The organism is Pedobacter frigiditerrae (genome assembly GCF_032678705.1).
In the GTDB taxonomy this organism is placed as follows: domain Bacteria; phylum Bacteroidota; class Bacteroidia; order Sphingobacteriales; family Sphingobacteriaceae; genus Pedobacter; species Pedobacter frigiditerrae_A.
Genome location: NZ_JAVTSS010000002.1, coordinates 1 through 14872 on the forward strand (window position 1 = coordinate 1; position 14872 = coordinate 14872).

At 34.9% G+C, this 14872-nt stretch carries 17 protein-coding genes; 7 read left to right on the plus strand and 10 right to left on the minus strand.

The features are described 5' to 3' along the window. Window positions 1-289 precede the first annotated feature (289 nt). Genes R2Q59_RS10485 through R2Q59_RS10495 form a run of 3 tightly spaced genes read right to left on the minus strand, consistent with a single transcriptional unit; the run spans window position 290 to window position 2701 of the window. On the minus strand, window positions 290-649 hold the full coding sequence (locus R2Q59_RS10485) for a CoA-binding protein (RefSeq protein ID WP_316768638.1): 360 nt from the start codon (window positions 647-649) through the stop codon (window positions 290-292). A gap of 9 nt (window positions 650-658) precedes the next feature. Continuing rightward, window positions 659-1126 (minus strand): DinB family protein, encoded by a 468-nt coding sequence (locus R2Q59_RS10490; protein WP_316768640.1) that lies wholly within the window; start codon window positions 1124-1126, stop codon window positions 659-661. Between the two features lie 36 nt (window positions 1127-1162). Beyond that, window positions 1163-2701, minus strand: coding sequence for an NAD(P)/FAD-dependent oxidoreductase (locus tag R2Q59_RS10495; RefSeq protein ID WP_316785474.1), 1539 nt, complete (start codon window positions 2699-2701; stop codon window positions 1163-1165). A gap of 207 nt (window positions 2702-2908) precedes the next feature. Between R2Q59_RS10495 and R2Q59_RS10500 the strand changes: the two genes are divergently transcribed. The 5 genes from R2Q59_RS10500 (at window position 2909) to R2Q59_RS10520 (ending at window position 5789) form a co-directional block, all read left to right on the plus strand. Beyond that, window positions 2909-3496 carry a LemA family protein gene (locus R2Q59_RS10500; protein WP_316785475.1) on the plus strand — a complete coding sequence of 196 codons (588 nt, stop codon included), beginning with the start codon at window positions 2909-2911 and terminating at the stop codon, window positions 3494-3496. Window positions 3497-3576: 80 nt separating this feature from the next. Next, window positions 3577-4020 (plus strand): TPM domain-containing protein, encoded by a 444-nt coding sequence (locus tag R2Q59_RS10505; RefSeq protein ID WP_131552405.1) that lies wholly within the window; start codon window positions 3577-3579, stop codon window positions 4018-4020. A gap of 1 nt (window position 4021) precedes the next feature. Then, window positions 4022-4804, plus strand: coding sequence for a TPM domain-containing protein (locus tag R2Q59_RS10510; protein WP_316768648.1), 783 nt, complete (start codon window positions 4022-4024; stop codon window positions 4802-4804). Window positions 4805-4858: 54 nt separating this feature from the next. Next, window positions 4859-5245 carry a hypothetical protein gene (locus R2Q59_RS10515; protein WP_316785476.1) on the plus strand — a complete coding sequence of 129 codons (387 nt, stop codon included), beginning with the start codon at window positions 4859-4861 and terminating at the stop codon, window positions 5243-5245. A gap of 4 nt (window positions 5246-5249) precedes the next feature. Further along, on the plus strand, window positions 5250-5789 hold the full coding sequence (locus R2Q59_RS10520; protein WP_316768651.1) for an NUDIX hydrolase: 540 nt from the start codon (window positions 5250-5252) through the stop codon (window positions 5787-5789). 121 nt (window positions 5790-5910) lie between these two features. Here R2Q59_RS10520 and dnaA read toward each other — a convergent pair whose 3' ends face one another. From dnaA to R2Q59_RS10535, 3 genes are all read right to left on the minus strand, one after another. Further along, entirely contained in the window at window positions 5911-7341 is a 1431-nt protein-coding gene (gene dnaA / locus R2Q59_RS10525; RefSeq protein ID WP_316768653.1) for a chromosomal replication initiator protein DnaA, read from the minus strand. A 193-nt stretch (window positions 7342-7534) separates the two neighbouring features. Beyond that, window positions 7535-9079 carry a methylmalonyl-CoA mutase gene (locus R2Q59_RS10530; RefSeq protein ID WP_316785477.1) on the minus strand — a complete coding sequence of 515 codons (1545 nt, stop codon included), beginning with the start codon at window positions 9077-9079 and terminating at the stop codon, window positions 7535-7537. Between the two features lie 78 nt (window positions 9080-9157). Beyond that, entirely contained in the window at window positions 9158-9688 is a 531-nt protein-coding gene (locus R2Q59_RS10535) for a hypothetical protein (RefSeq protein ID WP_316785478.1), read from the minus strand. A gap of 90 nt (window positions 9689-9778) precedes the next feature. Between R2Q59_RS10535 and R2Q59_RS10540 the strand changes: the two genes are divergently transcribed. Together R2Q59_RS10540 and R2Q59_RS10545 are read left to right on the plus strand one after the other, a co-directional pair. Beyond that, complete coding sequence (locus R2Q59_RS10540) at window positions 9779-10132, plus strand: HesB/IscA family protein (protein ID WP_131552396.1); 354 nt, start codon at window positions 9779-9781, stop codon at window positions 10130-10132. Between the two features lie 91 nt (window positions 10133-10223). Continuing rightward, complete coding sequence (locus tag R2Q59_RS10545; RefSeq protein ID WP_316785479.1) at window positions 10224-11453, plus strand: ABC transporter permease; 1230 nt, start codon at window positions 10224-10226, stop codon at window positions 11451-11453. A 33-nt stretch (window positions 11454-11486) separates the two neighbouring features. Here R2Q59_RS10545 and R2Q59_RS10550 read toward each other — a convergent pair whose 3' ends face one another. Genes R2Q59_RS10550 through galE form a run of 4 tightly spaced genes read right to left on the minus strand, consistent with a single transcriptional unit; the run spans window position 11487 to window position 14866 of the window. Then, the gene (locus R2Q59_RS10550; RefSeq protein ID WP_316768660.1) at window positions 11487-12221 is read right to left on the minus strand and encodes a tyrosine-protein phosphatase; all 735 of its coding nucleotides are present in this window, start codon (window positions 12219-12221) and stop codon (window positions 11487-11489) included. A gap of 2 nt (window positions 12222-12223) precedes the next feature. Continuing rightward, complete coding sequence (gene rfbB, locus R2Q59_RS10555; RefSeq protein ID WP_316768662.1) at window positions 12224-13276, minus strand: dTDP-glucose 4,6-dehydratase; 1053 nt, start codon at window positions 13274-13276, stop codon at window positions 12224-12226. Between the two features lie 3 nt (window positions 13277-13279). Further along, window positions 13280-13846 carry a hypothetical protein gene (locus R2Q59_RS10560; RefSeq protein ID WP_316768664.1) on the minus strand — a complete coding sequence of 189 codons (567 nt, stop codon included), beginning with the start codon at window positions 13844-13846 and terminating at the stop codon, window positions 13280-13282. Continuing rightward, window positions 13847-14866: a UDP-glucose 4-epimerase GalE gene (galE, locus tag R2Q59_RS10565; RefSeq protein ID WP_316768666.1), complete on the minus strand. Its 1020-nt coding sequence runs from the start codon at window positions 14864-14866 to the stop codon at window positions 13847-13849. It lies immediately after the preceding gene. Window positions 14867-14872: the final 6 nt, after the last annotated feature.

The window sequence follows — 14872 nt, forward strand, 5'->3', positions numbered from 1 at the left end:
ATCACACAGCTTTTATTTGCAATTAAATACCTAACTATATGAATAACAATAGGAAAAATTTATGATTAGCAATTTCGGATATGGCGATGGAAGGGAAAAGGTTGTTATTAGCACTGGTTTTGCCACCTAAACCCGACATTAACGTAAATACTTTTTACAGTGCCAATTTATTAATCCGATGAATATTTGCATTGTAGATGTTATTCATCGAACGAATTAACAGAAGTTGCACAAAAAGATTGTAGTGATTGGCGGGACTTTCCGTAAAAAGATGCAGTAATTTGCTTTTCTAATACTGACCTATACTTAATAACACCAATGTACAAGCTTCAACAGGTTCTATATCATGTAAGTCGAGCATTTTTTCGAAATCAGGATTTTCTGTGCCTGGGTTAAAAATTACTCTTTTAGGTTTAGTTTCTAATATATAATCGAAATAATTCTTTTGTATATCAGGACCTATATATAAGGTTATTGTATCTATATCGTTATAAGGAGTTTCAGGTTTTTCGATTTTAACGCCCGCTACCTCCCCTTGTTTAACTCCTATGTTAACAATTGGGTGTCCTTTAGCGGTTAACATATGAGCCGCCCTATAAGCATATCTATCTGCGTTTGGAGTTGCTCCTATAATTAAAGTCTTTTTCATAATATGATTCTAAAATTTTAACAATAAAGCAATTTGACCTGAATGATAAGCGTGATGTTGAATTAATCCGTTAATGAGTTGGGCATTATTTACTCCAGAACCTAATGAAGGATTTCGTTCATCTTTTACCTCATTTGACCAGTGAGAAAAATTTAAATCACCTAAAGTTTCTATTAGCTTTTGATTGGCAGACTTAAATTGATTCAATATTTCATTCCATTCGGTTTCTGACATTTTTGTAGGAATTGGCCAATCTCCCCTTATGGGTTCTTTTGCAGTTCCTCCATTTATTCTGTCCAGCACTTCTTCTGTCCAAGATGTTAAATGCAAAACAAGCTCTGCAATGGAGTGTGCATTCGGTATGGGATGCGTGAAAACTTTATCTGCATTAGCTGTTTCAAGCAAACTCAATGCATTGCCACCGTGCCAAGCATCGCCATTATATGCTTTTTGGAGTTCGTCCACTAAATTTATCATAAATAGGATAATTTATAGTTATAACGTTTAAAATTATTAATTGTTTAAAATGGCATTTGCACAATTGACACCATCTATGGCAGCAGAGACAATTCCACCTGCGTAACCTGCGCCTTCTGCACAAGGATATAAACCATTAATTTGTGGATGTTGGTAGGTTTCTTTATTTCTAGGAATACGAACAGGGGAAGAAGTTCTACTTTCTACACCGACCAAAATGGCTTCATTTGTATAATAACCTTTCATCTTTTTGCCAAACAATGGTAATGCTGCTTTTAAGCTTGAGGCTACAAATTCTGGCAGAATATTATCTAACATCACACTTTTTGTACCCGGTAAGTAAGAATTTTTGGGCAAATCGATGGACAATCTGTTTTCTACAAAGTCTATCATCCGCTGTGCGGGAGCTACAAGATTGCCACCGCCGGCTTCAAAAGCTAGCTGTTCTATCTCAGATTGAAAGTTTAACATCCTCAAGGGATCATAACCTTGTACATCATCTAAAGTAACCTGAACTACGGTGCCAGAATTAGCAAAAGGATTATTTCGTTTAGAAGGAGACCAACCATTTACCACAATTTCGTCTTGTCCGGTAGCGCAGGGAGCAATTATCCCCCCTGGACACATACAAAAAGAAAACACGCCTCTGGTTTTTACCTGCTCTACCATACTATAATATGCAGGAGGCAAAAATTCACTTCTTATATCGCAATGATATTGAGCACTATCAATAATTTGCTGAGGATGCTCTATCCTTACGCCTAATGCAAAAGGTTTAGCTTCAATTAAGATATTCTTTTGATGAAGTAATTCGTAAATATCTCTTGCCGAGTGACCTGTTGCTAAGATAACTGAATTTGACAAGAGCTCTTGTTCTTGGTTAATGATTACGCCTTTAATCTTTACATCATCAATGATGAAATCTGTTAATTTGGAATCAAAAAGCACCTCACCACCTGCATTTTGAATTGTTTCTCTAATTGCAGTAATAATATGAGGGAGTCTATTTGTACCAATATGTGGACGAGCGTCAATTAAAATATCTTCATCAGCACCATGTTGTACAAAAATTTGCAATACCTTATTGATATCTCCACGTTTGTTGGAACGAGTATATAACTTACCATCAGAATAAGTGCCTGCACCACCTTCGCCATAACAGTAATTAGATTCGGTATTTACCAATCCTTGTTTATTGATAGCTGCTAAATCTCTTCGACGCTGTTTAACATCTTTACCTCTTTCTATTACGATTGGTTTTAATCCATTTTCGATGCATTGTAAAGCGGCAAACAACCCTGCAGGGCCAGCGCCAACTATAATTACTGTTTTAGTATCCGTTACTTTTTGGTAAGTAATTATAGATTCTTCCTTAATTGGAGAATCATCAATATATGCCCTTACCTGTAAGCGATAAATGACTTTTCGTGAACGAGCATCTATTGAACGTTTTAAAACTTCGTGATGCTTGATTGTAGAAATATCAACCTTTAAAGCTCTAGAAAGGTTTTGAAGAATGATTTGCTCATTAGCAATATGCTCTGGAGCAATGGTGATTTCGATTTCTTTTTGCATAGTTCATGTCGAGTTTTTATCTCGAATAGTACAAAAATACAGTTTTCAAATTACAGTTGACAGTTTTTGACAAGATTTGCAATTAGGCTTTATTTAGTATATTAGTGTAGCATTTATGGCAACTTGTCAGTATTTTGTCTTCTTTAGTAACAAGGTATGAATATTGATATCTAAATTGAAATAGAAACCTAAAAAACAAAAATAGAAATGAAAAAACCGGTAATCTTTGGAATAATTGGAGTTGTAATTTTAATAGCACTAATTGGTGGGTGTAATAGCTACAATGGTTTAGTTGCATCCGATGTTGAGGTCCAGAACAAATGGAGCCAAGTAGAAACACAGTATCAACGTAGATCTGATTTAATACCTAACTTAGTGAGTACCGTAAAAGGTGCTGCAAAATTTGAGCAGGGTACATTAACCGCCGTTGTTGAAGCTCGTGCTAAAGCTAGTCAGATAAAAGTAGACCCAAGTCAATTAACACCTGAAAATATTGCCAAATATCAACAAGCTCAAGGTCAAGTAGGACAAGCTTTAAGTCGTTTGATGGTTTTAACAGAAAACTATCCAGAACTTAAGGCTACTCAACAATTTAGCGATCTTTCTGTTGCCTTAGAAGGTACCGAAAATAGAATCGCAACATCTCGTAAAGATTTCAATGATGCTGTTAAAGGATACAACACTAGCATTAGGTCGTTCCCAAGCAATATATGGGCAAAAATGTTTGGCTTCAAAGAGAAGTCAGGATTTGTTGCTGAAGTAGGCGCAGAAAAAGCACCAACTGTAGCATTTTAGTTGTAAAATAACATAATTAGGGTAATGTGTGTTTTAATAACAGAACACATGTTACCCTTTAATTTTATAAAAACATTTATATGCCTTTTTTCACAACAGAAGAACAAGAATTAATAGCCAATGCCATTGCAGATGCTGAAAAAGCAACTTCAGGAGAAATTAGAATAGCTGTAGAAAAAAACTGCCATGGCAGTGCTTTCGAAAGAGCAACCGAATATTTTGCCGAGTTAGGCATGGATAAAACAGCGCAACACAATGGCGTACTTATCTATTTAGCTTATGCCGACCACAAATTTGCTATTATTGGCGATAGAGGAATTGATACAGTTGTACCAGATGATTTTTGGGAAACAACACAAGTTGCAATGAAAGCTCATTTTTTAAGTGGCAATATTGCTGAAGGAATTATTGCAGGAGTAGCACTTGCTGGTGAGAAACTTGCCTTATTTTTTCCTTATCAAAGTGGTGATGTAAATGAGCTGCCGAATGACATTATTTATATGGACCAAGATGAAACCAAATAAAATGAAAAAATTAGCACTCTTACTTTTATTTACTTTTGGTTATTTTCTTGCTTCTGCCCAAGAGTTTCCTACAAAACCAAATACACTGGTTAACGATTATACCAACACTTTAAGTGCCGGTCAAATACAACAATTAGAGCAAAAACTAGTTGCATTGGACGATTCGACTTCTAATCAGATATCTGTAGTACTGGTTAAGACAGTTGGGGATTATGATATTAATGAATATGCCCTTGAACTTGGTCGCAAATGGGGAATTGGCGGTAAAGGAAAAAACAATGGTGTTATCTTATTAATTGCCATTGGTGATAGAAAGATGTCTATCCAAACTGGATACGGATTAGAAGGTGCTTTACCTGACGTATACACCAAAAGAATTATAGAAAATGATATCAAGCCATTTTTTAAAACCGGTGACTATTATGCAGGGATTGATGCTGGAACTAATTCGATTATTTCGGTAATTAAGGGCGAATACAAAAATGATAATCCAAAATCTAAATCACGGGGTGGCAGAGGCAGCGCAGGATTTATTGTGCTCATCATCATTATTATCATCGCAGTTGTTATTAGAAAAGGTGGTGGCGGTGGCGGAAGTCAAGTTATTGGCGGACGTGGTGTTGCAGAAGCCCTATTGTTTGGAGCATTATTAGGAGGCAGTGGTCGTAATTCTGGCGGAAGTGGTTTTGGTGGTGGTTTTGGAGGCGGAAGCAGTGGTGGAGGAGGATTTGGCGGATTTGGAGGTGGAAGTTTTGGTGGTGGCGGTAGCAGTGGTAGTTGGTAAGTTTAATTTACTATTTAAGAATTACGATTTTACATTGACATACAAGTATATCATATGTACAGAAGAGACCTAATTACAGCAGAAATAGAAAAGCTTGCTCAGGTTTTAGCCAGAATAATGGGGTTAAAACTTGAGCTTAAGTTAGACGAAGCAGAATTACTGTTTAATGAAACAATGTTGAATAGCTTTTCACTTTCTAATTCTATATTATATAACAAGGATAATTCTTCCTTTGAAAAATGGCTAAATGAATCTGACCTCCCTGCTGAAAAACTAGATTCTTTAAGTGAATTTTTGTATTATCAATTAAGCACTAGCATAGAACAAAATCAAATTATCGCACCGAAATTGAATCAAATTTACGAGCACTTATCAAACAAGCATAAAATTGTGCATTTGGTAAACATGCATCGTCAAAAAATAATTCAACAATATTTATAAATAAATGGAAATTTTAAAGTGGCAAAAAATTGCTTCTAAATATTTAGTAAAAGAAAAGTGGGCTACTTTAAGAGTTGATACTTGCAAATTACAAAATGGAAGTATTAAGGACGATTATTACGTACTTGAATATCCAAATTGGGCGAATGCTGTTGCACTAACAATAGAAGGCAAAATAATTCTAGTAAGACAATATCGCTTTGCGGCAGATATAATCTCTTTAGAAGTACCAGGTGGAGTTATTGATGACGGCGAAGAACCAGAAGCTGGAATAATACGAGAATTACAAGAAGAAACTGGCTATAGTTTTGAAAGCTGTGAATTAATTGCTACGCTATATCCTAATCCTGCAACATCAACCAACAAGACTTTTACTTATCTGTTAAAAGGTGGCGTTAAAACTCACGAACAACATTTAGATGAACACGAGATTTTAAATGTTGAGGAATATACAATTGAAGAAGTGAAGCAACTTTTAAAGGATAATAAAATAGACCAAGCTTTACATGTTGCCGCTTTGTATTATGGATTGATGCATGTGTAAATTAATTAATGTTTAACAAAAAATGCCCTGAAAATTCAGGGCATTTTTTGTTAAACTCAATTTTTAAAAACACAGCAAAATAGATTGCCACGTCGTTCCTCCTCGCAATGCCGATTAGGTACTAACTCATTTTCAGTTTTTTCTGAATATCGTTAACATAAGCTTTGAATTTTTTATCTGTCTCAATTAAATCTTCAACTGTTTGGCAAGCGTAGATTACCGTAGAGTGGTCTCTACCTCCAAAAAAAGCACCAATTGTTTTTAATGAAGATTTGGTATGGCTTTTAGACAAATACATTGAAATTTGACGAGCCTGTACAATTTCGCGTTTACGAGTTTGTGATTTAACCATATCAACAGGAACTTCAAAGTATTCGCACACCAATTTCTGGATGTATTCCATTGAAATTTCTTTAGAAGTATTTTTGATGAAGTTCTTTAACATCTGTTTAGCCAAGGCCAAATCGATATCTTTTTTATTCAACGTAGACTGTGCTAGTAAAGAAACCATTGCTCCTTCTAGTTCACGTACATTGTTATCAATATTGTGCGCTACGTATTCTACCACATCGCTTGGCAATTCAATGCCATCAGCATACATTTTCTTTCTAAGAATAGCGATACGAACTTCCAAATCTGGCACTTGCAAATCTGCAGATAATCCCCATTTGAAACGGCTTAATAATCTTTCCTCTAATCCCGCTAAATCCTTAGGTGCCTTATCTGACGTTAAGATAACCTGCTTACCTGATTGATGTAAGTGATTAAAGATATGGAAGAAAATATCTTGAGTTTTTTCTTTACCTGCAAAGTTGTGTACATCATCCATAATGATTACATCCATTGCTTGATAAAAGTTTACAAAATCGTTAATGGTATTATTCTTTAATGAATCTACAAACTGTTGGCAGAATTTTTCACAAGAAACGTAGATAACCAATTTATCAGGCATGCTACGTTTAATCTCGTTACCAATAGCTTGTGCCAAATGCGTTTTACCTAAGCCCACACCACCATAAATCATTAATGGATTAAATGAAGTGCCGCCTGGTTTTGCCGCTACGGCATATCCTGCAGAACGAGCTAATCTATTACAATCTCCCTCAACATAGTTTTCGAAAGTGTAATTTGGATTTAACTGTGGATCTACAGTTAACTTTTTCAATCCAGGTATAATAAAAGGATTTTTGATATCCTTATTTATTGATACAGGAATTGGCATTGATTGCATTTTTGCTTCTGCCCCATTTCCGTTTGAGGGCATATTTGTTGTGTAAGGAGAGCCTGTGTTCGACGACTTGTCGACTACGATATTATACTCTAATCTTCCTTCATCTCCCAATTGCTTTTTTACTGTTTTACGAAGCAAGCCCACATAGTGTTCTTCAAGCCATTCGTAAAAAAATAAACTAGGCACCTGGATGGTTAAAACCTTTCCTTCTAATTTAAGTGCTGATATCGGTTCGAACCAGGTTTTGAAACTTTGGTTCGGAATGTTATCCTTAATTATTTGGAGACAGTTCTTCCATACTTCGGTACAAGTTTTTTCCATTGTTATTCGTTAATTTGTTGGTTTTCAGTTCTAATAAGGACATTACGGAGGTGCCCTTTTGGAACATCGAATATTCAAAAAATTATCAACAAAAAGAACATTTTTTTTAATTAATTTGTAAGTAGTTCAGAAGCAGTATCATAAACTACTTAACCTAAATTTTTTGTGTTGATAACTATTTTTTAACCACAAATTAATATTCCCCAAACACGTTTCTTAAACAATCTGCTATTTCGCCCAATGTAGCGTATTCTTCTACTGCAACAAGGATAAAAGGCATTAAATTGCCATTGGATTTGGCAGCTTCTGTTAAGTTATTTAACGCTAAAGAAACCTTTTCATTATTCCTTTCTGCTTTGAGCTTATTTATTTTTTCTGTTTGGATAATCCTGATGCTTTCATCTATGGTTAGGGTATCAGTAATAGCTTCTGTTTCTTGAGTAAATTTATTAACGCCAACGATGATTCGCTCTGCACTCTCTACCTCTTTTTGATATTGGTAAGCCGAGTTTGCAATTTCCTGTTGGATGTATCCATTTTCGATTGCATTTACAGAACCACCCATTGCATCTATCTTATCGATATATATAAGTGCTGCAGTTTCAATCTCATCTGTCAGTGTCTCTACAAAATAAGAACCTGCCAATGGATCTACTGTATCAGTTACCCCACTTTCAAAAGCTATAACCTGTTGTGTACGCAATGCGATTTTTGCCGCAGCCTCAGTTGGCAAAGACAAAGCCTCATCGTAACCATTCGTATGCAAAGATTGTGTTCCGCCCAAAACCGCAGCCATTGCTTGATTAGTAACTCTAATTACATTATTTAATGGCTGTTGAGCTGTAAGTGTTGAGCCTCCTGTTTGTGTATGAAACCTCAGCATCATTGCTTTTTCGTCTATTGCGCCAAGAGATTTTGTAATGTTTGCCCACATCCTTCTAGCTGCCCTAAACTTGGCAATTTCTTCAAAGAAATTATTATGGCAATTGAAAAAGAATGATAATCGCTTTGCAAAAACATTAATATCTAATCCTTTCTCTAATGCAGCATTTAAATAAGCTTTTCCATTTGCTAAAGTAAAAGCTAATTCTTGCACAGCTGTAGAACCTGCTTCGCGAATGTGATAACCGGAAATAGAAATGGTATTCCATTTTGGCACTTCTTTACTACAATACTCGAAAATATCTGTAATGATACGCATTGATGCTTTCGGTGGATAAATATATGTTCCACGAGCAGCGTACTCCTTTAATATATCGTTTTGAATGGTGCCAGATATTTCCTTTAAATCTGCCCCCTGTTTCTTAGCTAATGCGATATACATCGCTAATAAAATAGAAGCCGTGGCATTGATTGTCATAGATGTTGTTATTTTCTTTAGCTCTATTCCATCGAAAAGAATTTCGATATCTTTTAATGAATCTATCGCTACCCCAACTTTTCCGACCTCTCCATCTGCCATTTCGTGGTTGGAATCGTAACCTATTTGTGTTGGCAAATCGAATGCAACAGACAAACCCATTGTACCTTGCGCCAACAAATAATGATAACGTTTATTGGATTCTTCGGCGGTTGAAAAACCAGCATATTGCCTCATAGTCCATAATCGTCCACGATACATGTCTTTTTGTATCCCCCTGGTAAATGGAAATTCGCCTGGAGTTTCTGTTATGGGTTTGGCAGAAGTATAAATATCCTTTATTTCAATTCCTGATGTTGTGGTAAATTTCTTGCTCATACTTTTCGGTTAACTGTAGATGAGGTTAATTGTTTAACTGTTCAATTAACCAGTTTAAACGATTAAACAATTAACCTATTAAAACAATTTATGTATATCCTTTTTAAGATGGTCTATTGTTAAATCGTACGGATTTTCTTCTATCCCACTCATGTGCTGCAAAACCTTTTTACTAATGTCTATACCAGTTGCCGTTTCTGGCAGCCCTTGCACCACATTATTAATCATTGCAATGGTATCATCCTTTAATTTACGAACTACATTCCAGCTTACCGAATCAACATAAAGCTGTTGAGTGATGTTGTGTTGATATTCTGATTTGATATCATTTAATATAATCGCCTGTAATTCTTTAACGCCAATGCCTTGTTGATGTAACCTTACTAAAAGATTTGCGGGGTTAATTCGTTCTGTAAAAATAATTAACCGCTCATATGCTTGCAGACGAAGGGGAAAAAGTGAGCCACGACTATCCTTATTCGCTTCTAAAGTTTTAAATCTGAAATAATTCTGAATATCATTCTTTAATAAAAAATAGGCTGCAACAACAGTTATTATTCCGCCAAATGCAATAATGGCAACTTGAGTAAAAAAGTAGGTGAGGTTCATTCTATTTTGTTTGAATACCGTAATATTAATAAGTGCAACGAACAAAAATGTACATTAATATTTATATTTGTAGGTACTAATTATAAAAATATGAGTAACACAGTAGAAACTACTTTTGCACCTGTATCATTTACAGAAACTGCGGTTAAGGAACTTTTGAAACTTAAAGACCAACAAGAAATAGCTGATGATTTTGGATTAAGGGTTGGAGTTGAAGGTGGTGGGTGCTCTGGAATGAGCTATGTTTTAGGTTTTGACCAAAAGAAAGATGGCGACCAAGAATTTATAGTTGATGGAATTAAGATATTTATGCATAAAGCACATCAAATGTATTTATTAGGAATGCAGGTTGATTGGCAAGATGGTTTAAACTCAAGGGGATTTACTTTTAGCAACCCGAATGCAGCTAGCTCTTGCGGTTGTGGAACTAGCTTCTCAGTTTAAGCACATTATATTTGTAACATTTTAACAGGTCTCGTTGTCTTAACAGCGGGACTTTTTATTTTTACTCCTAATTCGTATTTATTTACATCAAATGACTTATACCGAAAACGTAAGACTTGCACTACAATCTATCAAAAGTAATCGCCTTCGCACCATTCTTACTGCGTTAATTATCGCGATTGGCTTGTCTGCCTTAGTTGGTATTTTAACTACTATCGATGCCATAAAAACAAGCATGACAGAAGCTTTTTCTAGCATGGGAGCTAATTCATTTAATATTAGAAATAGAGGAAGTGGTATTAGAATTGGAAATGGCAAAAGGCCAAAACCATTTAAATCAATTCGTTATGAAGATGCAATGAAATTTAAAGAACGATTAAATGCACCTGCAAATGTTTCTGTAAGTGTATTTGCCAGTGGAGGTTCAACAGTTAAGTATCAGCAAGAAAAAACAAATCCTAATATTAATGTACAAGGTATTGATGAAAATGGTTTAGGCTCTCAAGGTTTGAATCTTTCTTTGGGAAGAAATTTCACAAATTCTGAAGCCACTTTAGGTAACAACATCTGTATCATTGGAAGTGAGATTGCCAAAACAGTTTTCAAAAAGGAAACTCCATTAGACAAAGTAATTAATGTAGGCAACAATAAGTTTAAAGTTATTGGTGTGCTTGCTGAAAAAGGTTCAGGAATGGGCCCGAATACCGATAGAGCAGTGTATGTCCCTTTATATAAAGCAAAGCTGATTAATTCCAATTCAAACCCATCGTACACCATAACAGTTAATGTGCCAAGTAAAGAATTAATGGATAATGTAATTGGTGAAGCTACTTCAGAGTTTAGAAATATAAGAAAGGTTAAAATTGGTCAACCAAATAACTTTGAGATTACCAAAAGTGATTCTGTCGCAGAAACTTTAGATGAAAACTTAAAATATGTAGTGATTGGTGGAATTGCTATTGGCGCCATAACTCTTTTAGGAGCATCCATAGCGTTGATGAACATAATGTTGGTATCAGTTACTGAGCGAACACGTGAAATTGGAATTAGAAAAGCTATTGGAGCAAATCCATCTGTAATTAGAAAACAGTTTTTAATTGAAGCTATTGTGATTTGCTTACTTGGAGGATTTTTTGGCATCCTGTTAGGTGTTGGAATTGGAAATTTAATTTCATTATCTATGGGAGGTGCTTTTTTAATGCCATGGATATTTATTATGATAGGCTTTGCATTGTGCGTTGGAATAGGCATACTTTCTGGTTATTATCCTGCTAAGAAAGCATCAAAATTAGACCCTGTTGAAGCATTGAGATACGAATAACTCAGTTTTCAATTGGCAGTTTACAGCAAAATTCTACAACAACAAATTATTTATTTGAGGCTGGGCCAATAAATTTTGGAGTCTTTCTGAATTTAAGGATTCTTTTAAAGCATCTGCATGGCGAAGATGATGCATATCGGTCCCTAGAAAATTCACACAGTAATTGTCTAACAGTTCTTCTGCTGTTGATTTGCTGTGTTTACCATAATATCCTGTTAAGGAAATGGTATTTAACTGCAACAAGCAGCCAGTCTCCCTAATTTGTTGGTGACTTTCTATAGAGTTATAATAATAGGGATATCTTTCTGGATGGGCCAAGACAGGCTGATAACCAGCATCTTGAATTTTGGCAATAATTTCAAACAAATTATGAGGAGCATTGATATAAGATAATTCAAAAAGAAGGTAATTCTCCCCAAAAGTTAACACTTCCTTTTTTTCTATTTTACTCTCAAAGGTTTCATCTAGATAATATTCTGCTGCTGCATGAACTTCTAAATCAATGTTATTTTGCAATAAGCCTTCTCGTAATACATCCAACGCTCTATTAATTGTTGAAGGCGTATTACGGAAATAATCGGCCATGATATGTGGCGTGGCAATTAATTTTCTAAAACCTAAGGCTTTAAAACGCTTGGCTAGCAATATGGAGTCATCGATGTTTTTTGCTCCATCATCAATACCTGGTAAAATATGCGAGTGCATATCTGTTCCAATCACTGAAAAATCAAATTCTGGTTCTTTTTTCTTTTTAAACCAATTGAACAAAATTACCTCCCTTTATATTGATTATCATAGTATGCCTGATAATTTCCTGAAGTTACATTATTTAACCAATCCTCGTTATTTAAATACCAATCTACCGTTTTTGCCAAACCTTCCTCAAACTGTAAGCTTGGCACCCAATCTAATTCGTTTTGAAGTTTTGTTGAATCAATTGCATATCTCAAGTCGTGGCCTGCTCTGTCAGTTACAAATGTGATTAATTTAGCAGATTCTCCTTGAGCTCTTCCCAATTTTTGATCCATAATAGTACATAACAAATGAATTAAATCTAGGTTTTTCCATTCATTATGACCGCCAATATTATAGGTTTGTCCTGTTTTAGCTTGATGAAAAATTACATCAATCGCTCTTGCGTGATCTTCTACCCAAAGCCAATCTCTAACATTTTCACCTTTTCCATAAACAGGAACAGGTTTATTATTCTTTATGTTATTTATGGCCAATGGGATTAATTTTTCAGGAAAATGATGTGACCCATAATTATTAGAACAATTAGAAATAACAACATCTAATCCGTAAGTATCATGATAGGCACGCACAAAGTGATCAGAACTAGCCTTTGATGCAGAATATGGGCTATGAGGATCATAAGCTGTAGATTCTGTAAACATTCCAGTTTCGCCTAATGCTCCGTAAACTTCATCTGTAGAAACATGGTAAAAACGTTTCGTTGCATAATTACCTTTCCAAAACTCTCTGGCAGCATTTAAAAGATTAACAGTACCTATCACATTAGTCATTACAAATGCAGTTGGATCTACAATGGAGCGATCTACATGAGATTCTGCTGCCAAATGAATTACAGCATCGAAATTCTCAGCTTTAAAAAGATTGTTAATTTCTGCTGCATCGGTAATATCGGCTTTTATAAATCTGTAATTGGATTTATTCTCTACATCAGTAAGATTAGCTAAGTTGCCCGCATAAGTTAATGCATCTAAATTAACTATTTCATATTGGGGGTAGTTATTTACAAACCTTCGCACAACGTGCGAGCCTATAAAGCCTGCACCACCTGTAATTAAAATCTTCTTCATTTTTTAAAGTTCCTGCGGCAAACCTAACTCTTTAGCTATCCTTGCCATATTTCCAGTATATATTTTCTTTAGTAAATTGTCCATTTCATTCTTCAAATCAAATTGCAAATCTTCGTGCAACTTTCCAAACTTGCGCAAGGTTATTAAAGTAGATTTTATAAAAAACTTTGCAAAAAGCTCCTCGTAGTTTTTATAAGATGAAAAAAGACCTGATTTAAACTCGGTTATTGTATTGTTATATAAGAATAATCTCAATTCTACATCTTCAAAACCGGCCTTGGTTACTCTAAAATTATGATTAACTGCCTTAGCCAATTTACGTAAATTAGCTAAAACATCTTTAGGATTCACACTTTTTGCAGACTTAAAGTTTTGCAGGTTTTGCGAAATAAGTTCTTTAATGTTGATTACCCTATCTCTTAGATTACTCTCATCTTCCAATAATAAAAAATGCAGATGTTCTGTAAGCACCTTATCCTTTGCCACCAAGCGAAGTAAGAGTTTATCTTTCTCTTTTGGAGGTAAAGCTAAAATCTCAACTTTTAAATCTTTGTGCTCACTTAGCTTCATCTAAAAAGGATTATCCCTTAAATATTTTTCCCAATTCCAAGCCGAACTCATCATTTCTTCAATACCTAATTCAGCTTTCCAGTTTAATTCTTTATTAGATTTCTCAACATCACCATAAGTTTGTTCAACATCTCCCTCTCTTCTAGCTCCAATCACATAATTCAATTTCTCACCAGTCGATTTCTCAAACGCATTAATGATTTCTAATACAGAACTTCCTTTTCCCGTTCCAATATTGTAAACTTCGTAATTATCAACACTCTGTGTTTCTAATTTTTTAATTGCAGCAACGTGAGCTTTTGCCAAATCTACAACATGAACATAATCTCTAATTGCAGAACCATCAGGCGTATTATAATCACTACCGAAAACGGTTATTGCACCTCTTTTTCCAATTGCAGACTGGGTTATAAAAGGAATTAAATTTTGAGGAACACCAATAGGTAATTCGCCAATTAAGGCAGATTTATGTGCACCAACTGGATTAAAGTATCGTAATGCGATAACTTTTAAGTCTGGCGTTACCGCACAAGTTTCTTGCAAAATTTCTTCTGCAATTTGTTTTGTGTTACCATAAGGTGATTCCGCCTTTTTTACAGCGGCAAATTCTGTCACAGGTAAACTATCTGGCTGGCCATATACCGTGCAAGATGAAGAAAAAACTAATTTAATTTTGCTATTAAAGGCAGTTATAATATTAATTAGTGAGTAAAAATTATTACGATAGTATTTTAAAGGTTGTTGTACTGATTCGCCTACAGCCTTAAATGCGGCAAAGTGAATTACCCCATCAATATCTTTGTGTTGGCTAACAAATGAATTAACTGCTTGCTCATTACATAAGTCTAATTCTGCAAATTCAGGTCTTTTTCCTGAAATTTTTTCAATTTGATCCAACATCTTAGGGTCTGAATTTGAAAAATCGTCTACCACAACTACTTCGTATCCAGCATTAAAAAGCTCAACAACCGTATGAGACCCAATATATCCTGCTCCACCAGTAACTAATATTTTTGCCATTATTTT